Raw genomic sequence first — 18,805 nt, 5'->3', positions numbered from 1 at the left:
TTTTATTTTTTTCTACTAAATAATCTTCCGAAGAAACCTTTTTTCTCTTCATCAAGATACCCATACCCATATCCATATCCATATCCGTATCCATAACCATAACCATATCCGTATCCATATCCTTTGGATTTTTCAATTTTAAATCCATTAAGAGCAATACATGCTTTATCAAGTTTACCACTGTTATAACCGATATCGATAATTTTCAATAGGTTTTTATTGGTAACACCTTGGCGACATACATAAACTAAAGAATCGGCATAATGATAAATTATTTGAGCATCTGTTACAAGCCCTATTGGAGAACAGTCAATGATTACTCTTTCATATTTTTCTTTCATTTGTGTAATGAAATTATCAAATTGTTTTGATTCTAATAGTTCTGCAGGATTCGGAGGTACAGGTCCTGAAAGGATTACGTCTAGATTTTCATTTACCGTAGCATTTGTTACTTCCTCAATGCTTGCTTCTCCCGAAAGGTAATTACTTAAACCTAAATCATTGGTAAGTTTAAATTCCTTGAAAATTTTCGGTTTACGCAAGTCAGCCCCAATTAATATCGTTTTTTTGTCTGATAATGCATTTAGACAAGCTAAGTTGATCGCTAAGAAAGTTTTTCCTTCTCCAGATAAGCTGGAGGTGAATAAGATTGTTTGTTGATCTTGTTTTTGGATCAAGAAGTTCAAGTTTGTTCTTAAACCTCGTATAGATTCTGCCAATTTTGATTTTGGTTGCTCAAAAACAGGTAAATCATATTTAGATTTATCGTGCGTAATAGTGGCAACAATCGGCACATTAGTTACGTTTTCTATATCTTCTACAACAATAATCTTTGTTCTGAAGAAATCAACAATAAGAAGAATGATCACTGGAATAAGAAGACCCATGATAATAGCATACATCATGGTTGTTCGTTTTTTTGGTAGGATTGGACCTTGCCCTCTGTCTTCAGCTTTGTCAATAATTCTATGTCTTGGTTCTATTGCTGCATTAAGCATTCCTGCTTCGGCTTTCTTTTCGTATAAAAAAGTAAGATAACGGTCTTTTACGTCGTATTGCCTTTGAAGGGTTTTCATGTCCTTTTGGCGATCTGGTAGTTGTCTTAATTGCCCCGAAACTTGTCCCACTTTAGACTGGTAACTACTAATTCTAGAATTTATTGATTTGATTAAGGCACTCACATCTCTAAGAAGAGATTCTTTTTGATTATTAATTTGACTGGTAAGCTTAACTACTTCAGGTGCATCAGGTAAACTATATGTCATTAATTCACTTCTTCTTAAAGCTAAGCCTTGAATGCTTCTAACTAAGTTGTTTACAGATTGATCCGCAACACCAGCGGCACTGGGGGACATTAATCCTGAATAGTCTTTGTCTTCCGCTGAGTTTAGTCTTTTCTGGATGAGTCTGAGATAATCTTTTGAAGTTCTTAACTCCAGAATTTTCTCATCATAGCTAGAAAGTCTTTTATATTTTTCTTGGGCTTGAATTTCGTAATTAACAACCCCTTTTGTTTTTTTGTAATCTGCTACGTCACTTTCTGTATTCTCAATATTTGTACTCAATTTATTGATTTGTCGATCAATAAAATCAATAGTTTTCCTAGAAACTTTCTTTTGATATTCAATAGAATGATCAATATAAGTACGGGCTAATTCATTGAGATAATCAGCTAGTTTTTGCTTATTTTCACCAGTCATAGATAAAACGGTAACAGAAGCTCCATCTACGTCAGATAGTGTAAGATTATGGTACATGTTTTCTAATGAATTGTAATCAATAAATTTAAAAACATATTGAAATCTCGGAACCATAATAGATCCAACCTTTTTGTTTAATCGGAATCTACCGAATTTACCTTCATACCATTCTCCCCATTTAAGTGTTTTTTTAATTTCTTGTGGTTCAGCACCATTTGATTTAGAACCATAAGTTTCCTCGCCATAGTTATATAAGGTGGTGGTTGGAAATGGAGTGAAGCTTAAAGTGTAAGAAGAGTCTGTTTTATGCTGAATAATAAAGTCTTGAAAAAGAGGTTGATACATGATTGTATCGTATTCTACTTCAAAAGGTGCTTGATTGTATATTTCTGTGGTATTGTAATCTCCTCTTAGTAAATATCCAACCTCAAAATTAAGTTGTCTGACAACTTTTGCAGTCATCTTTCTACTTTTCAAAAATTCTTTTTCGTTTAGATAAAACTCTAATGGTCTTACCCAAGTTTGTTTTCTCTGGATTTGATCAGCAGTAGAGGCTACTTGTCCATCTGGCGAAATGAAGAGTTTTAGCTCCATTGAATAGATATTTTTTGCATATCTATTTTTCATATAAGCACCAGCTCCAAAAACTAAAACTGAAAGAGCAATCCAATACCAATTGGCTAATATTAAATTTAAAATAGCTTTCAAGTCTATGTTTAGACTAACATCAGCTTTATTATCAACTCCCTTAGATCCTAGTGAACTCAGATTGTTATTTATTTTGTTTTCATTCATAGTTTTAGCTTCTACTAATTACGTTTACAACTAGGAAAATTGAAGAAATAATTGAAGTAATTGTAACTACACTACTAAATCCTGTAGTTCCTATTCCCCAAGTTTTTACACCTAAAGGTTCTACATATATCACATCTTCTGGTTGTAGATAATAAAAATCTGAGGTAAAAATATCTTGATTTGTTAAATCCAAATAATGGACTTTTACATTATCATCTGTATGTCTTAGGATTTTTATTTGTTTTCTATTTGCGAACGTACTTAAATCTCCACTACTAGCAATAAGGTGGAAAATGGTAACATTATTTTGGTAAAAAGTATAGGCTCCTGGTCTATTTACTTCTCCTAGAATCGTGATTTTTACCCCATTTGGTTTTACTCTCACTACGTATTTTGTATAGTATGAAGATAGTAATTCAGAAAGTCTGTCCTTAATTTGAGCAATTGTACTACCGAAAACATAAACCTCACCTAGAATAGGAAGTTCGATATATCCATTTTTATCAACGGTATATCCACTCAAAAAGAAAGAGGCATCTGAGGCATAGTTTCTATTGGGTTGTTCAAGGTATTGTTCTTCCTTGATAGTAATTTGAACGTGAAGGATATCGTTATAACCGACAACATAGTCGTCATATTTAACTTCATATTCTTGGTCTTCTACAGCTTTGTCTGTTTGAAGGTATGCCATTTCGCTAACTGGTACACATGATGCAGCCATAATTATTAGTGAAAGTAATGTGATTATTCTGATGTACATTGATTTCATTTTATTACACAAAAATAGTAATATAGTTGAGAGTTTCTAGTTAAAATGGAAAAAATCTAAGAGCGTTTTCTATGATTTCTGTTCTGTGTGTGATTCTTCTTTCTTTTCACATACATATTCTTGAGTTTTATTTCTGATGAAATATCGAAATAGTTTCCTGAAAGCTGTTGAAATTGAGCAATGATTACTTCATCCTCAATCATCTTATTGTTCCATAGAATATAACTATTCTTCATTACATTACAGACTGCTGTAATATAAGTTTGTTGCTCTTCTTCATCCTCAATAGTCTTGGCATAATCAATCATCTGAAGGATATTTCTTCCATAATGACGATAGCGAATCTTCCCTTTTGGGTATTGTAGAGGCTCTGGTTTTTGAGAAAGTTCTTCTGGTTTTGGAATCGGGTATGGCGAATCTACATCTAATTGATATGCAGACATGATAAATAAATGATCCCAAAGTTTGTGCTGAAAATCTGGAGTATCTCTTAGATGAGGATTTAAATTCCCCATTACACTGATAACATTTTGAGCTTGTTGATTTCTGAGTTCACGGTTGTCTATTTTTAATAAGTAAGACACCATTTTTTGAACATTTCGACCATATTCTGGCATCAAAAGGGGTTCAAGTTCTGAGTTATAGGTCATTTCCATTTTCATCATCAATATTTTTAGTGTATTCTACCTTCTTCTCCCACATATTCCTCTAAGAATTTTGCTTCATATTCAAGGAATTCATTCCATCTTTCTCTTACTTCTTCTCTAGAGAAATAGTTCTCGGCTAGTTTAATGAACATGGTATAATGAGCGGCTTCTGAAACCATGAAGTCATAATAAAAATCTCTTAAATCAGTATCTGAACAATAAAGTGACAAGAGTCTAAAACGTTCACAGGAACGCGCTTCTATCATGGCTGAAACCAGTAGTTGATCAAGCATTTTTACCTCAAGAGGAACGTTTTTTCTACAAAAACTCAATAATTTATGAACATAATTATCGTTTTGTGGTTTTTGCAGTTCTATTCCTCTTTTTTCCATTTCCCTAAGTACCATCCTAAAATGTGCCCATTCTTCGGCTACAACAGGAGTTACCTTTTCAACAATATCTGGTTTATCCCAGTATCGTACAATCAAAGATATACATGAACTTGTTGCTTTCTGTTCTGCAAATGCATGATCATTCAAAATGTCAGCAAGATTTTTCTCTTGGATGTTGACCCACCTAGGGTCAGTAGACATTTTTAAGCCCAAGATTTTTACTGGATCCAGCATTTCCTCTTGGGTATACTTGATTTTTTTGGTCATTGAGTAAATGGTTTCTTATTGGTTGGATACTAAGGTTCCAATTTTTTCACCTTCAAGAACGTTCAATAAGTTACCTTTATTGTTTATATCAAATACGACAATCGGAATATTATTTTCTTTACACATCGTAAAGGCAGTCATATCCATTATATTGAGGTTTTTATCATAAACATCAGCAAAAGATATTTGGTCATATTTAGTTGCTGTTGGGTCTTTTTCTGGATCAGCGCTGTAGATTCCATCCACACGTGTACCTTTAAGAATGATATTGGCTTCTATTTCAGAAGCTCTTAGTGCCGCTGCTGAATCTGTGGTAAAGAACGGGTTTCCTGTTCCACCAGCAAAGATTACTACACGTCCTTTTTCTAAATGTCTTATTGCCTTTCTTCTGATAAATGGTTCTGCTAATTGATCCATTTTAACGGCTGTCATCACTCGGGTATCCACACCATTTGCTTCTAATGCACTTTGTAAGGCAAGTGCATTAATTACTGTTGCCAACATTCCCATTTGATCTCCTTGAACTCGATGAATATCAGATCCTTTTGCATTAAGCCCTCTGAAAATATTACCACCTCCAATTACTACAGCAACCTGAGCACCATGTTTTACGGCTGATTTAACTTCTAAGGCATATTGAGTAAGCATTTCAGGAAGGATTCCAAATTTTTGTTCTCCCATTAAGGATTCTCCGCTTAACTTAATTAAGACTCTTTGATATTTCATCTTTTCTCTTTTTTTACGGCTTCAAATTTATGATAATGTTTTTAAGATTGGTAAGATACAGGCTTTTTTTAGTTGAATGCTTAGGTTGTTTCTTTTTTTTGTAAATTTTATTGTTTGAATTTCTTCTTTTTAAATCCTCTATTCTTATTGAAAATAGTGCCTATTTTTTATAAAAAAAAATACCCCAAAAAGCAATTATTAGCCTTTTGGGGTTAAACAAACAAATTGAAAAAGAATTTTTAGTCCTCGATAACCAAGCTCGTCTTGTCAGTTTCTACGATGCTTGCGACCATATTTTGATCATAAGATACTTGGAATGTTTTTCCTGTAAACTGGTCATGGTGAAGCCAGTTTCCTACTTTTTCTCCATTCTGATATTCAGCAATACTTTTTATGGTTCCATCTGTATGATAAGCAACCCATTTTCCATCTAATTTTCCGTTTTTAAGATAAGATCCTTTTTCAAGGATGATATTTTTTTTGCTTACTCTTTCTACAAATATGTGAGTTTCCTTAACGGTGTATCTATCTTTTGTAACTTCTTGAGCAAATGAATTAGCTGAAAATAATAGTATGATTAAAGTGTATATAAAAGTTTTCATGGCATTAGTTTTTGAATTAATACTAAGGCAAAGTTAACAATAAATTTACATTTAACCAAATTAATATTAACATTAAGTTAACATTGCGAGTTTTGTCGATTATTGGGTAAGAATGCTCGTTAAAACAAAATAAGATTATTTTTTACGTTCTAAAAGCTTTTAATGTATAGGTATATCAATAAAAACGCTATCCAAAAAAGAGGAAATTTTCAAAGTTATGAAATTGTTAATTCATTTTACTTTAAATTTGTTTCTGCTCTGTAAAGGCAGAACAACATAAATTATTGTTTTATATCAAACTATTTGACACCAATAAAATTGAAATACCTTCTTTCTTTTGGTAGCAACCAAGGATCTAGAATTAAGAATATTCTTTTTGCTATTGATGAGTTAAGAAATTTAGGCGAAGTTTCGTCCATTTCTTCTTTGTATAAATCTAAGAGCTGGGGATATTCAGGAGCAGATTATTATAATGGATGTTTGTGGATAGAGACCTTGTTTGAGCCTAAGAGATTTTTGAATGAAATATTAAGTATTGAAAATAAGATTGGTAGAAAACGAACAATAATTGGTGAATATGAGGATCGACCAATAGATCTTGACATCATTGCTTATGAAGAACAAATTATTCAAAGTAAAAACCTCATAATTCCCCATCCAAGAATGAGTGATAGAAACTTTGTGTTGATTCCAATGCTAGAGATCACTCCACACTGGACACATCCTGTTTTACACAAAACAATTACTCAATTAGTACAAGATTGCCCAGATAAAGAATTATTGGAAAAAGTTCTTTCAAATAGTTGGTTTGATACTTTTTGATAGAGAGCTGATTCTTGTACTATTTAGATAAAAACTGTTAAATCACTTAAAAAAACATTGAGTAAGCTTTAAAGTTGTTTTGAGGTTCAACAGGGAATTCTTAAATTTATCTCCATGAAAACGAATTGATTTTAGAAAAAAAAAGAATCAAGTTTTCATATTATCATAAAAACAAAATATTATGGGACTATTTGATAAAATTAAAGAAAAATTAAGCAACGAATTTATTGACATTGTTGAGTTTCTTGACAACAGCAATGATACCATCGCACATCGCTTTGAGCGTTATCAAAACGAAATTAAAAATGGAGCAAAACTAATTGTTAGAGAAGGGCAAACTGCCGTTTTTGTTTCAGAGGGTCAATTGGCTGATGTGTTTACTCCTGGTACTTATACATTGAGTACACAGAATCTTCCAGTACTTTCCACAATAAAAGGATGGAAGTATGGATTTAATTCTCCTTTTAAAGCTGAAATCTATTTTGTATCAACAAAATTATTTACCAACGAAAAATGGGGAACAAAGTCACCTATAATTTTAAATGATGACCGCTTTGGTCTTGTGGAGATAAGGGCTTTTGGAACCTATGCTTTCCAAATAGATGATGCCGCTAAATTTATCAAAGAAATTGTGGGTACTGATGGACATTTTTCTTCTTATGAAATTAGCGAACACCTAAAAAGTTTGATTTCTACAAGATTTACAGATGCCACAGGGGAAGCAAATATCCCCATAGAACTCTATGCCGCGAACTCCAATGAACTTTCAGAACTTTGTCAAGATATTTTGCAGGCGGAATTCAAATCTGTAGGGCTTTCTGTAGAAAAATTCTTTGTAGAAAATGTGTCTATGCCAGAAGAACTCAAAAAAGAAATTTTTGAGTACAGTCGTTTAGACAAAGTGGATATGGATAAACTCATGAAATTCAAATCTGCAAAAGCTATGGAAATTGCAGCAGCCAATGAAAGTGGTACTGCAGGAGCTGGAATGGGTATGGGAATGGGATTTGCGATGGCAAACCAATTTGGGAATGCATTCGCTCAACAAAATCAAAATACTCAACAAAACAACCAAACTGTGGGGAACGCCGCACCTCCGCCATTGCCACAAGAAACTCAATATTTTTATGCAGAAAATGGAGCACAAATAGGTCCTATAAATCTTCAGAGATTAATAGATCTATTTAAACAAAAAACAATTTCTGGTGATACTTTGGTTTGGAAAATGGGAATGGCAAATTGGGCAGCATTCAATACTCTTGAAGAATACCAAAAAGTTAACGGATTGACACCGCCTCCTCTTCCTCCAATGTCATAAACCTTAGTTCATCTAAAAAATGCAAAAAAACGAACAAGAAAGTCATAAAAAACATTCTTGCAAAAACTGTGGAGCCGAGTTTCATTATCAACCCGGCTCTACTTATCTCAAGTGTGGCTATTGTGGTCATCAAGAGCAAATAGAAGAAGATCCCAAAGATGAAGGAATTCAAGAACTCGATTTATACGAGCATCTAGAAAGACTTGGTGAGACTTCGCATCAGCAGGAAGAAATTTCTATGGTGAAATGCAAAGAGTGTGGAGCAGAGCAACATATTGAATCACACATGAAAACTCTCGCTTGTGTTTTCTGTACCAGTCCTTTGGATATTAAAGATCAGTATCAAGAAAATTGGATACTTCCTGGAGCAATTTTACCTTTTCAAATCGACCAAAAAAAGGCTCAATTACGTTTTCAGAGTTGGGCGAAATCTAGATGGTTTGCTCCCAATAAATTCAAAAAAGCAAGTTTGCAAACAGATCAACTTAAAGGAGTTTATACGCCTTTTTGGACTTTTGATGCACAAATGTATGTGGAATATAGTGGGCAGAGAGGAGAATATTACTATGAAACAGAAACATACACAGTGAATGATGAAAATGGTAATTCTAGAAACGAAACCAGACAGGTGCAAAAAGTAAGATGGTATCCTGCAAGTGGAAGCCTTACAGGTTTTGTGGACGATACCTTAGTGAACGCTTCCCAAAAAGCGAAAAGGATTTTCCCAAAGAAAATTGTAAACTGGAATCTTCAAGCATTAGTTCCCTTTGACAGAAGTTATTTAGTGGGGTTTGTAACAGAAAAATATACGATCTCCTTAAAAGATGGGCATATAAAAGCACAAGAATTTGCAGATTCTTTGGCTCATGATTGGGCAAGAGGTGATATAGGAGGTGATACGCAAAGAATATCTCAATTAAATAAAAGACTTTTTGAGGAAACCTTCAAGCAAATCCTATTACCAGTTTATATTTCGAATTATCGTTATGGGGGAAAGAATTATACGTTTTATGTAAATGGACAAAACGGGACTATTCATGGTGAAAGACCTTATTCTTTCTGGAAAATATTCTTTACGGTTGTGTTCATTCTTATTGTTGTCGGAATCATTATCGCAAGTTCTTAGTCTTAATTTGAAAAAAAAACACTAATGGGGAAGCATAACCATTCCTAAAATATTTTCATGCTCTTCTAAGCTGTTTCCTATAAATATATATTGTGAAACAGAACCTTTTCCTACAATTCTATTATGGATATAACGACTCAGTTTAATATCGCAGTCTAGTAGTGATCTGATGTATAGATTTATGCTTTTTTCTGATATCTCTGTTTTAGAAGCTAAATAGATTTTTTTATTTAAACAGGGAATCATTTGTAGAACCATGTTATCTTCATTGGTTCCTGTAAAAAAGTCCCGTATTTTTTCGGCATTTTGAATTCCTGTATTCATTTTGGTCTAGTTCATAGGTTAATAGAACAAAGTACAGAATAAGGAGTGACATTTTGTGTCATCAAAAATAAAATCACAAAAAAAAATCGAAAGACAAATGGCGCGATATTCGTCTTTCGATTAGGAATGTTATATATATTTACAAGGCAAAATTCGGGAATAAATATTTTTTATCGACAATAGTTTAAAATATTTTTTAGGCTATTTCCCAGAAAAATTACCTTATTTCACACTTTATATAATAAAGTTACAAATCAGCTTTTTTTTAGCTGAACATTGTTATGTAATCTAGTTGATTTCTATATCTCTTCTTCTTAATTTCATTTGGTCTTATCAAATTCTTACCTTTGTTTTTGTTAAAAAAACAAACTCATGCATATTCACGAAGTTGATGCTCCGGCGTTAGAAAAAGCTTTTTATGAACTTCCAAAAAAAATTTATCATAAAGATAAGAATTGGATTCAGCCTTTAGATAATGAAGTAAAAAATACTTTTACAGAAAAAAATAAGGCTTATAAGGCAGAATGGTGTAAACGTTATGTTTTGTTTGATGATAATAACCAACCATTAGGTAGAATAGCCGCCTTTTTGAACCAGAAAACATATAAAGCCGAAAAAATAAAGGTAGGCGGAATAGGTTTTTTTGAATGCATTGATAACCAAGAAGCGGCAAATGTATTATTTGATACCGCTATAGATTTTTTAAAAAAATTGGGTGTTCAAGCAGTTGATGGTCCCATTAACCTTGGAGAAAGAGATAAGTTTTGGGGTTGTGTAGTGGAGAATTTTACAGCAATTCCAAGCTATAATCAAGGGTACAATTTGCCTTATTACCAAAAGCTGATTGAAAATTATGGTTTTCAAAATTATTTTGAGCAATTTGTGTTTCACAGAAGTCTTGATGTTCCTGCTCAAGAAATTTTTGTACGAAAATACAATCTAGCCATGCGATCTGGAAAGCTCGAAGTAAAAACAGCCGAAGGGATGAGTATAAAAGAAATTGCTTCCTATTTTGTTACTATTTATAATAGTGCATGGGGAGGTTCTTTTAAGAATTTTAAAGCAATGAAACCAGAAGTTGCACTAAAGTTGATAAAAAGCATGAAACCTATTATGGACAAAAAAATAATTGTTTTTGTTTTTAATGAAGGAAAACCAATTGCTTTTTATATAAATATCCCTGAGCTCAATGAAATATTTAGACATGTTGGTTCTAAATTAAATTTGATTGGAAAATTGAAGTTCATGTATTATAAAATGACCAAAAAACCAAAAATAATGATTGGACTAATTTTTGGAGTAGTAAAAGAATTTCAAGGACAGGGAATTGAAGGAGTGATGGTGAAGTGGTTTTCTGATCATGTTAAGCATCGAGTTTCTTATGAAGAAACTACTTTAAACTGGATAGGTGATTTTAATCCCAAAATGTTAAAAATTGTAGAACGCCTGGATACTAATGTACACAGAAAACTGATCACTTATCGGTATATGATAGATGAAAACATTCCTTTTGAAAGACATCCTGTAGTGGGTTAATATAAGTGAATTAATACCAAAGCCAATTAAAAGGTTTCTTTTGATGATAATTTTTGGTTTTATTTGCTACAAATTGATTGATTTGACAAATTTTTTAAAAATATTTTTCGCTTTTTTATTATTGTTTTCTTCTCAAAATTCTTTTGCACAAGAGAAAAAAGTAGAAGGAGTCGTGAAAATTGTATCTCAGGAAAAAATTCCAATTAATATTATTAATCTCAGGTCAAAAAAAGGAACCACAAATCGTCAAGATGGATACTTTGAAATTTCTGCAAAAGCGGGAGATACTTTAAGGTTTTCGGCTGTCAATTTACAAAATCAAGACCTGATAATACTTGAAGAAAATTTTAAAGGAATACTAGAAGTGTTACTCTTTCCAAAGAATTTTGAACTGAATGAAGTAGTACTTTCTGAAGGGTTTTCTATGTATAGAAAACATTTTGGAGATGATGACGATGCCGCAAAAGCAATCAAAAATCTTGACTTACCTTGGGATACCGGTCCAATAAATAAAACTTATGAAGAAAGAGAACTTAGTTATGCTGGTTCTTCATTAATAGCTAATGTTTTTATGGGAGGAAGTCAGTATGTGAAGGATATGAAAAAACTTCATATGTTGAAGAATCAGTCGTCAGAACTAGAAAGTGTTAGGGTTCATTTTGGAGACAGTCTGTTTTCCAAAATGAATATTCTTCCAAAAGATATTAACAGATTTATTTACTTTTGTTCTACAGAACCACTATTCAATCATTTACTGAAAATTAAAGATTATTATCAGATGGTTCTTTTTATGCAATCAAAAACCCCAGCCTTCTTTTCATTAATAAAAGAAGAAGAAATAGATCGGGAATTAGGATTCAATTAATGCTCACATTTCTTTCACAAAGTAATTTGATAATGTCACTTAGCGTAGCTATGCTTACAGTTTCAAGCTATGTGTATTTTGGGGTGAAGCTCGATATCTTTTATATTATTACAGTATTTCTTGGATCCAATGGAGTTTATCACTTTCACAGATTGAGCAGGCATATTTATTTTTCAGAAAAAGCATCAGAGGAAAGGCTTAGTTTTTTAGATAAATTCATGAACCATCTTGGAATTACAATGACGTTATCTTTAGGTTATGCCTTTTATCATTTCTTTTTTAATTGTAATTGGCGAGAGGCTCTTGTTTGGGTGGTCATTGTTGGTTTTTCAGTGGTGTTTTACACCATTCCATTTATAAAAACCAAAAATAAATGGTGGAGTTTAAGAAAGCTCCCATATCTCAAAACTTTTTTAATCGCTTTTATTTGGTCCGTAGTTACGGTGAGTATTCCCTACGAAATGTCTGGAGAAATTAAATTTGATAACCATTGGATTTTATTCTTTAGTAATTTTTTACTCATATTCTCTTTAACGCTACCTTTCGATTTCCGAGATATAGAATATGACGGAGAAGAAAATATTCTAAAAAAACACTTTGCAGATCGGGTAGATATGCCCATAATTATTACCCTTAATATGTTTGTTTGGGCCGGATTTACTTATATTTTTTTGGAGCCAGTTTGGTCTTTACTTATCGCTGTGCTAGTTTTTTTAAAACTTGTTCCAATGCTCCGTAAAAACGCACCAGACTTTCTTTTTACCATTGCTTTAGAATCTATTCCAATTTTGTATGTCATAAGTCTTTTTGTAGAACGAGGATTTGTGATAACTTAGAGGCTGGAAAAAATACCACAATGAATTATAGCTTAGAATATGCTCAACAACTGGATGAGCAAGATGAATTAAAATCTTTCAGAGATTTATTTCACATACCTAAATATCAAGGAAAAGAATCTATTTATTTTACAGGAAACTCTTTAGGTGCAATGCCTAAAAGCGCCCGAAAAGCCATAGAGACAGAATTACAAGATTGGGAAACTCATGGGGTAGAAGGGCATTTTCATGCAAAAAATCCTTGGATGCCTTATCATGAAAGATTTAGCGATAGCCTTGCAAAACTTGTTGGAGCAAAGCCAACAGAAGTAGTAGCCATGAATACTTTGACTACGAATTTGCACTTACTAATGGTTTCTTTTTATCGTCCAACAAAAGGGAAGTATAAAATTTTATGTGAAGAAAACGCTTTTCCATCAGATCAATATGCACTAGAATCTCAAGTGAAGTTTCATGGTTATCAACCAGAAGATGCTATTCTAGAAATGACGGCAAGAGCAGGTGAATACACATTGAGAACCGAAGATATTTTAGAGACTATTGAGAAAGAAGGTGATCAGATTGCCATGCTCATGATTGGTGGAGTAAACTATTATACAGGTCAGGTTTTTGATATGAAAACCATTACAGCAGCAGCCAAGAAGAAAGGTATAACTGTAGGTTGGGATTTAGCACATGGAGCAGGGAATATTGATTTACATCTTCATGATTGGGAAGTGGATTTTGCCGCTTGGTGTTCTTATAAATACTTAAACTCAGGACCAGGATCCATCTCTAGTATTTTCGTGCATGAAAAACATCATGAAAACGAAGAACTTCACAAATTTGCAGGCTGGTGGGGATATCGAAAATCAGATCGTTTTGAAATGAAAAAAGGTTTTGTTCCTATTCCTACTGCTGAATCTTGGCAAACCAGTAATGCCCCTGTGTTAGCAATGGCAGCTTATAGAGCATCTTTAGATATTTTTGAAAAAGCAGGCTGGGAGAATATTCAAAATAAGGCTAAAAAGCTAAGAGATTTTATGGATTTTGTTTTGAATGAAGTAGATGCATCTCAAGGAAAAAAAGTGGTAGAATTAATCACTCCAAAAGAAGAAAAAGCTAGAGGTTGCCAGTTTTCTCTATTTGTACATGGTTATGATAAAAAATTCTTTGATCTATTAACAGAAGAAGGGGTAATTGCCGATTGGAGAGAGCCTAATGTTATTAGAATTGCTCCCGTACCTTTATATAATAGTTTTACAGATATTTATAAATTTGGGAAAGCGCTAGAAAACGCCCTAAATAAACTTTCTTAGAAATGATGCAAACAGAAAAAAAACATATTCAAATTGCTGGAGCAGGATTAGTAGGATCATTGCTTTCACTTGTTCTAGCACAAAAAGGTCATAAAGTAGATATTTTTGAAGCCAGGTCAGATTCTCGAAAAGAGTCTGCTTACGCTGGGAAATCCATCAATTTGGCACTTTCTGATAGAGGATGGAAAGCATTGGATATTGTGGGAATATCTGATGAAATTAGAAAACATGCTATACCTATGTATAAGCGTGTAATGCATGCTGTTGACGGAAGTCTAACAGAGCAGTTTTATGGAATTGATGACCAAGCAATTTATTCTGTTTCTCGTGGAGGTTTGAATAATGCGATGATCACCTTGGCAGAAAAACACGAAAATGTCACTGTCACTTTTGATCATAAGTGTAGAGGGGTTAATTTAAAGGAAACGAGTCTAAAACTCACCAATACAGAAACTGGTGAAGAACTCACCAATCAATCAGATTTAATTTTTGGAGCAGATGGTGCATTCTCAAAAGTGAGAGCCTCTATGCAAAGAACAGATCGATTTGATTATCAGCAAGACTATATTGATCATGGGTATAAAGAATTAGAAATTCCAGCTAATCCAGACGGAAGTCATAAACTAGAAAAAAATGCTTTACATATTTGGCCAAGAGGGGAGTTCATGCTAATCGCTTTGCCTAATCTTGACGGTTCATTTACCTGTACTTTATTTTTACCTTTTGAGGGGGAAGAATCTTTTGAGCAATTAACAGACGATGTTAAAGTAATGGCATTTTTTAAAAAACACTTCCCAGATACTCTTGAGTTAATTCCAGATTTGATTGCAGATTATAATGAAAATCCTACCTCATCACTCTGTATTATCAGATCCTACCCTTGGGTAAGAAATAATACTGCCTTAATTGGCGATGCTTCTCATGCAATTGTACCTTTCTATGGGCAAGGAATGAATGCCGGTTTTGAAGATTGCACCGTTTTACACGAGATTATTGAAAGGGCAGCAGATAAAAATGATTGGGACGCAATCCTAGATCAATATCAAAAAGCTAGAAAAAGAAATGCGGATGCAATTGCTGATTTGGCATTGTATAATTTTATCGAAATGCGTGATAAAACTGCTGATGTAGAGTTTTTGCTCCGTAAAAAGATCGAAAAGAAAATGCTTAAAAACCATCCAGACAAATGGGTTCCACTTTATTCTATGGTCACATTTAGCCATACACCTTATGCAGATGCATGGGAAATAGGGATAAAGCAATCTAAGATTATGGATGAAGTAATGGCATCTTTTGAAAATATAGAAGCAATATGGGATAGCAAAGAGGTAGAAAACGCTATTCTTAATAGATTATAATTAAAAATGACTCTAGTTTTTTTTGGGGAAGTCGAATTAGATTATGTATGGTTTTAATTTACACACACTAATTTAAGCCCCCTTTTGAAGGGGGGAAGGGGGATGTTCTACAACGGAAACGGAATACTCAGAAAAGGAAACTGAACTTATAGGTAAATAACATCAAAATCGGTGTATTTTTAACAAGGATTCTGTATCAAAGTGAGTTAAGAAATGAGAAAAAAGCCTTATCGTTTTATAACAATAAGGCTTTTTTGTGAGTATGAATAGTTAGGACTATTTTTTTCTAACCCAAGTACGGGTACTATAGAAAAAACCGATATATCCTCGCACATTTAAGGTGTTTGCATCATCTTCGTCAACCCAGATTTTACATTTGTAATCTTTTCCAGATTTTGGGTCAAGGATTTTACCACCATCAAAAATATCGTCATTTTTTTTAAGATTTCTTAGGATTTCTAATCCAAGCATAGGTTTACCTTTTAAGTCGCCTTTACATTTTGTACATATTTCATTCCTTTTTGCAGGGTTTGAAATATGTGTAATTGCCCCAAAATATTCATTACCCCTTTTGGTGATGGTAATGGTAGAGTTTACTTTTTGAGTTTCAGGGTCAATATTATTCCATTCTCCAACAATGTTCTGTCCAAAAGAGGATTGAAATAATAAAAAGGCTAATAGGTTTAAAAATAAATTCTTCATAGTAACTGTTTTCATGATGAAAAAATACAAATAATCTACTAAATTTGAAAGAATTCAACGTGAAACATTAAACTTTATTACACAAAATTGAAGTTTTGTGAGAGAATAGAAAAGAAATCATTATGAAAATAGGAATCATCGGTTCTGGAAATATCGCTTTCCATTTGGCAAAAAAAATGGATGAAACAGGATATCAGATTAAAGAAATCTATTCTAGAAATCACGAGAATGCTCAAGAATTAGCTGATCTGGTCAATGCAAAGGCACTTAAAGATATACAAGATTTTTCGGAGAAATTACTTTTGTTTTTTTGTGTTCCAGATGATGTAATAGCCCATTTATCTCAGCAAATATCCGAAAGAGGAATACATATTCACTGTTCAGGAGCAACGGATATTTCCAGTTTACAATCAAGTAGAAAAGGTGTTTTTTATCCATTACATTCGTTTACTAAATCAAAAGAAGTTTTATTTGAAAAAATTCATATTCTAATTGAAGGAAGCGATGTAGAGGTAATCAATGAGTTAGAAACAATGGCTATGCGATTTTTGTCGGGAAATTCTATCATAGATTCTACCCAAAGATTAAAACTTCATTTGGCAGCGGTTTTTGCTTCAAATTTTTCAAATTTAATGATAGATTTTTCACAAGAAATATTAGAGAAAGAAGGTTTAAATCCTAAAATTATTCTTCCATTAGTAGAAGAATCTATTGAGAAACTAACAAGCCTTACCGCTTTTGAGGCACAAACGGGTCCAGCAAAAAGAAAGGACTTTAAAACGATAAAGAAACACCAAAGTATTTTAAAATCTTATCCAGAAGATTATCAAAATATTTATAAAATACTTAGTGATCAAATTATAAAAAGACATGGAGAATTTTAAAGAAACAATGAAGAATATCAGCACCTTTGTGTTTGATGTAGATGGCGTGCTAACAAATGGTAAAGTCATTATTATGCCCAATGGAGATCAACTCAGGGAGATGCATACCCGTGATGGTTATGCCATGAAATTGGCAATGGAAAAAGGTTATAAAGTTGCCATAATTACAGGCGGAAGGTCAGAATCTGTTCGAAAAAGAATGCATTATCTCGGGATTTATGATGTGTATCTTGGAGCTCATGATAAAATGGAATGTTTAAAGGATTTGATGGCTTGTTATGATATCCAACTAGAAGATTTAGCCTATATGGGGGACGATTTACCAGACTGGGAAGTAATGAAAGAAGTGGCTCTTCCAGCTTGTCCTAAAAATGCAGCAACAGAGATCAAGAATATCGCCACCTATATTTCTCCCTTGAATGGAGGAGAAGGTTGTGTAAGAGAATTCATAGAGCATGTAATGCGTACCAAAGGAGATTGGGAGGAAAATACAAAAATAGAGTCTCATTAACCTAGTTTTACGGATTTCATAAGTCTTTGAAAAGAACTTTAATTATATCAAACCCAAACTCCCAAAGGATTTGGTAAATTTGTGCAAACAATCATAAGTAAATGCAAACAAAACTCAACTCCATCACCGAAGCTTTAGAGGATATAAAGCATGGTAAAGTAGTTATTGTAGTGGATGACGAAAACAGAGAAAACGAAGGAGACTTCGTTTGTGCTGCAGAGAAAATAACTCCCGAAATGGTCAACTTTATGGCTATGCACGGTAGAGGTCTTATTTGTACCCCTCTTACTGAGCAAAGGTGTAAAGAATTAGACCTAGACCTTATGGTAGGGAAAAATACGGATCCCAATAACACTGCTTTTACCATTTCTGTAGATAAAGTAGGAGATGGGGTAACAACAGGGATTTCGGCATCGGATAGAGCGAAAACGATTCTATCTTTGGTGGACAAAACAACCAACCCTGAGAATTTATCTCGACCTGGGCACATTTTTCCTTTAAAAGCTAGAGAAGGAGGTGTTCTAAGAAGAGCTGGACATACAGAAGCCGCTATCGATTTAGCTAGAATGGCAGGCTTTGCTCCCGCAGGAGTGATTGTAGAGATCATGAATGAAGACGGAAGTATGGCTCGTTTGCCAGAACTTATGGATATAGCAAAGAAATTTGATTTAAAAATCATTTCAATTGAAGATTTAATATCCTATAGAATGGAAAAAGAAAGTTTAATCGAGCATCTTGAAACTGTTGAAATGCCTACAAAAGAAGGGAATTTCAAATTAGCAGCATTCGAGCAAATAAACAATGGAAAAAACCATTTAGCATTATATAAAGGTACATGGGACAAAGATGAACCTGTTTTGGTAAGAGTTCATTCCTCTTGTATCACAGGAGATATTTTTGGTTCTTGTAGATGCGATTGCGGTCCTCAGTTAGAAAAGGCGATGCAAATGATCGAAGAGGCAGGAAAAGGCGTTGTGGTATATATGAATCAAGAAGGTCGAGGGATTGGATTGGTAAATAAGTTAAAAGCCTATAAACTCCAAGAAGAAGGTTTTGATACCGTTGAGGCAAATCTAAAACTAGGTTTTAAAGGCGATGAAAGAGAATATGGAGTAGGAGCTCAGATTATAAAAGATTTGGGGATTTCAAAAATTCGATTAATGTCTAATAATCCTAGAAAAAGGAAAGGTTTGATTGGTTACGGATTAGAAATTGTTGAAAATGTTGCTATTGAGATAGAAAGTAACGAGTACAATGATTTTTATTTGAAAACAAAGAAAGATAAAATGGGGCATGAGCTCAAACAAGATTTTAAATAATACTGTAA

Annotated in this window: 19 protein-coding genes; 11 read left to right on the top strand and 8 right to left on the bottom strand. The window is 33.2% G+C overall.

All coding sequences use genetic code 11. The features are described from left to right. Positions 1-2 precede the first annotated feature (2 nt). The 6 genes from N4A45_09950 to N4A45_09925 all read right to left on the bottom strand — a co-directional run bounded on the left by N4A45_09950 (position 3) and on the right by N4A45_09925 (position 5,898). A complete protein-coding gene (locus tag N4A45_09950) occupies positions 3-2,495 on the bottom strand; it encodes a polysaccharide biosynthesis tyrosine autokinase (GenBank protein ID MCT4665543.1) in 2,493 nt (830 codons plus the stop codon). 4 nt (positions 2,496-2,499) lie between these two features. Then, entirely contained in the window at positions 2,500-3,255 is a 756-nt protein-coding gene (locus tag N4A45_09945; GenBank protein MCT4665542.1) for a polysaccharide biosynthesis/export family protein, read from the bottom strand. Positions 3,256-3,320: 65 nt separating this feature from the next. Continuing rightward, positions 3,321-3,929 (bottom strand): DUF4290 domain-containing protein, encoded by a 609-nt coding sequence (locus tag N4A45_09940; protein ID MCT4665541.1) that lies wholly within the window; start codon positions 3,927-3,929, stop codon positions 3,321-3,323. An 8-nt stretch (positions 3,930-3,937) separates the two neighbouring features. Next, positions 3,938-4,570 carry a tRNA-(ms[2]io[6]A)-hydroxylase gene (locus tag N4A45_09935; GenBank protein MCT4665540.1) on the bottom strand — a complete coding sequence of 211 codons (633 nt, stop codon included), beginning with the start codon at positions 4,568-4,570 and terminating at the stop codon, positions 3,938-3,940. 15 nt (positions 4,571-4,585) lie between these two features. After that, positions 4,586-5,296 (bottom strand): UMP kinase, encoded by a 711-nt coding sequence (pyrH, locus tag N4A45_09930; GenBank protein MCT4665539.1) that lies wholly within the window; start codon positions 5,294-5,296, stop codon positions 4,586-4,588. Between the two features lie 239 nt (positions 5,297-5,535). Further along, complete coding sequence (locus N4A45_09925) at positions 5,536-5,898, bottom strand: hypothetical protein (GenBank protein MCT4665538.1); 363 nt, start codon at positions 5,896-5,898, stop codon at positions 5,536-5,538. Between the two features lie 318 nt (positions 5,899-6,216). Between N4A45_09925 and folK the strand changes: the two genes are divergently transcribed. The 3 genes from folK to N4A45_09910 all read left to right on the top strand — a co-directional run bounded on the left by folK (position 6,217) and on the right by N4A45_09910 (position 9,164). Then, a complete protein-coding gene (gene folK, locus N4A45_09920; protein ID MCT4665537.1) occupies positions 6,217-6,720 on the top strand; it encodes a 2-amino-4-hydroxy-6-hydroxymethyldihydropteridine diphosphokinase in 504 nt (167 codons plus the stop codon). 181 nt (positions 6,721-6,901) lie between these two features. Next, a complete protein-coding gene (locus N4A45_09915) occupies positions 6,902-8,038 on the top strand; it encodes an SPFH domain-containing protein (protein ID MCT4665536.1) in 1,137 nt (378 codons plus the stop codon). Positions 8,039-8,057: 19 nt separating this feature from the next. After that, the gene (locus N4A45_09910; protein MCT4665535.1) at positions 8,058-9,164 is read left to right on the top strand and encodes a DNA helicase PriA; all 1,107 of its coding nucleotides are present in this window, start codon (positions 8,058-8,060) and stop codon (positions 9,162-9,164) included. A gap of 21 nt (positions 9,165-9,185) precedes the next feature. Here N4A45_09910 and N4A45_09905 read toward each other — a convergent pair whose 3' ends face one another. After that, positions 9,186-9,488 carry a hypothetical protein gene (locus tag N4A45_09905; protein MCT4665534.1) on the bottom strand — a complete coding sequence of 101 codons (303 nt, stop codon included), beginning with the start codon at positions 9,486-9,488 and terminating at the stop codon, positions 9,186-9,188. A 372-nt stretch (positions 9,489-9,860) separates the two neighbouring features. Here N4A45_09905 and N4A45_09900 point away from each other — a divergent pair, with 372 nt between their 5' ends. From N4A45_09900 to N4A45_09880, 5 genes are all read left to right on the top strand, one after another. Further along, a complete protein-coding gene (locus tag N4A45_09900) occupies positions 9,861-11,024 on the top strand; it encodes a hypothetical protein (protein ID MCT4665533.1) in 1,164 nt (387 codons plus the stop codon). Positions 11,025-11,106: 82 nt separating this feature from the next. Further along, entirely contained in the window at positions 11,107-11,889 is a 783-nt protein-coding gene (locus tag N4A45_09895; protein ID MCT4665532.1) for a carboxypeptidase-like regulatory domain-containing protein, read from the top strand. A gap of 32 nt (positions 11,890-11,921) precedes the next feature. Beyond that, positions 11,922-12,725 (top strand): hypothetical protein, encoded by an 804-nt coding sequence (locus tag N4A45_09890; protein ID MCT4665531.1) that lies wholly within the window; start codon positions 11,922-11,924, stop codon positions 12,723-12,725. A 20-nt stretch (positions 12,726-12,745) separates the two neighbouring features. Further along, complete coding sequence (kynU, locus tag N4A45_09885; protein MCT4665530.1) at positions 12,746-14,023, top strand: kynureninase; 1,278 nt, start codon at positions 12,746-12,748, stop codon at positions 14,021-14,023. A 5-nt stretch (positions 14,024-14,028) separates the two neighbouring features. Then, the gene (locus tag N4A45_09880) at positions 14,029-15,381 is read left to right on the top strand and encodes an FAD-dependent monooxygenase (protein MCT4665529.1); all 1,353 of its coding nucleotides are present in this window, start codon (positions 14,029-14,031) and stop codon (positions 15,379-15,381) included. A gap of 276 nt (positions 15,382-15,657) precedes the next feature. Here N4A45_09880 and N4A45_09875 read toward each other — a convergent pair whose 3' ends face one another. After that, positions 15,658-16,083: a DUF2147 domain-containing protein gene (locus N4A45_09875; protein MCT4665528.1), complete on the bottom strand. Its 426-nt coding sequence runs from the start codon at positions 16,081-16,083 to the stop codon at positions 15,658-15,660. A gap of 122 nt (positions 16,084-16,205) precedes the next feature. Here N4A45_09875 and N4A45_09870 point away from each other — a divergent pair, with 122 nt between their 5' ends. From N4A45_09870 to N4A45_09860, 3 genes are all read left to right on the top strand, one after another. Beyond that, positions 16,206-16,967: a DUF2520 domain-containing protein gene (locus tag N4A45_09870; GenBank protein ID MCT4665527.1), complete on the top strand. Its 762-nt coding sequence runs from the start codon at positions 16,206-16,208 to the stop codon at positions 16,965-16,967. Continuing rightward, complete coding sequence (locus N4A45_09865; GenBank protein MCT4665526.1) at positions 16,954-17,478, top strand: HAD-IIIA family hydrolase; 525 nt, start codon at positions 16,954-16,956, stop codon at positions 17,476-17,478. The genes N4A45_09870 and N4A45_09865 overlap by 14 nt, the downstream gene beginning before the upstream one ends. Positions 17,479-17,579: 101 nt before the next feature. Next, positions 17,580-18,797, top strand: coding sequence for a bifunctional 3,4-dihydroxy-2-butanone-4-phosphate synthase/GTP cyclohydrolase II (locus N4A45_09860; GenBank protein ID MCT4665525.1), 1,218 nt, complete (start codon positions 17,580-17,582; stop codon positions 18,795-18,797). Positions 18,798-18,805: the final 8 nt, after the last annotated feature.

Source organism: Flavobacteriales bacterium, from assembly GCA_025210805.1.
Lineage (GTDB): Bacteria > Bacteroidota > Bacteroidia > Flavobacteriales > CAJXXR01 > JAOAQX01.
Note: the sequence above shows the minus strand (reverse complement) of the source record. Positions and strands in the feature narration are given on the sequence as shown.

Coding starts and splice junctions, on each gene's coding strand:
- N4A45_09870 (MCT4665527.1), top strand. CDS start 16,206: ATGAAAATAGGAATCATCGGTTCTGGAAATATCGCTTTCCATTTGGCA.
- N4A45_09925 (MCT4665538.1), bottom strand. CDS start 5,898: ATGAAAACTTTTATATACACTTTAATCATACTATTATTTTCAGCTAAT.
- N4A45_09890 (MCT4665531.1), top strand. CDS start 11,922: ATGTCACTTAGCGTAGCTATGCTTACAGTTTCAAGCTATGTGTATTTT.
- N4A45_09905 (MCT4665534.1), bottom strand. CDS start 9,488: ATGAATACAGGAATTCAAAATGCCGAAAAAATACGGGACTTTTTTACA.
- N4A45_09880 (MCT4665529.1), top strand. CDS start 14,029: ATGCAAACAGAAAAAAAACATATTCAAATTGCTGGAGCAGGATTAGTA.
- N4A45_09865 (MCT4665526.1), top strand. CDS start 16,954: ATGGAGAATTTTAAAGAAACAATGAAGAATATCAGCACCTTTGTGTTT.
- N4A45_09860 (MCT4665525.1), top strand. CDS start 17,580: ATGCAAACAAAACTCAACTCCATCACCGAAGCTTTAGAGGATATAAAG.
- N4A45_09940 (MCT4665541.1), bottom strand. CDS start 3,929: ATGATGAAAATGGAAATGACCTATAACTCAGAACTTGAACCCCTTTTG.
- N4A45_09935 (MCT4665540.1), bottom strand. CDS start 4,570: ATGACCAAAAAAATCAAGTATACCCAAGAGGAAATGCTGGATCCAGTA.
- N4A45_09875 (MCT4665528.1), bottom strand. CDS start 16,083: ATGAAGAATTTATTTTTAAACCTATTAGCCTTTTTATTATTTCAATCC.
- N4A45_09900 (MCT4665533.1), top strand. CDS start 9,861: ATGCATATTCACGAAGTTGATGCTCCGGCGTTAGAAAAAGCTTTTTAT.
- N4A45_09945 (MCT4665542.1), bottom strand. CDS start 3,255: ATGTACATCAGAATAATCACATTACTTTCACTAATAATTATGGCTGCA.
- N4A45_09915 (MCT4665536.1), top strand. CDS start 6,902: ATGGGACTATTTGATAAAATTAAAGAAAAATTAAGCAACGAATTTATT.
- kynU (MCT4665530.1), top strand. CDS start 12,746: ATGAATTATAGCTTAGAATATGCTCAACAACTGGATGAGCAAGATGAA.
- N4A45_09950 (MCT4665543.1), bottom strand. CDS start 2,495: ATGAATGAAAACAAAATAAATAACAATCTGAGTTCACTAGGATCTAAG.
- N4A45_09910 (MCT4665535.1), top strand. CDS start 8,058: ATGCAAAAAAACGAACAAGAAAGTCATAAAAAACATTCTTGCAAAAAC.
- pyrH (MCT4665539.1), bottom strand. CDS start 5,296: ATGAAATATCAAAGAGTCTTAATTAAGTTAAGCGGAGAATCCTTAATG.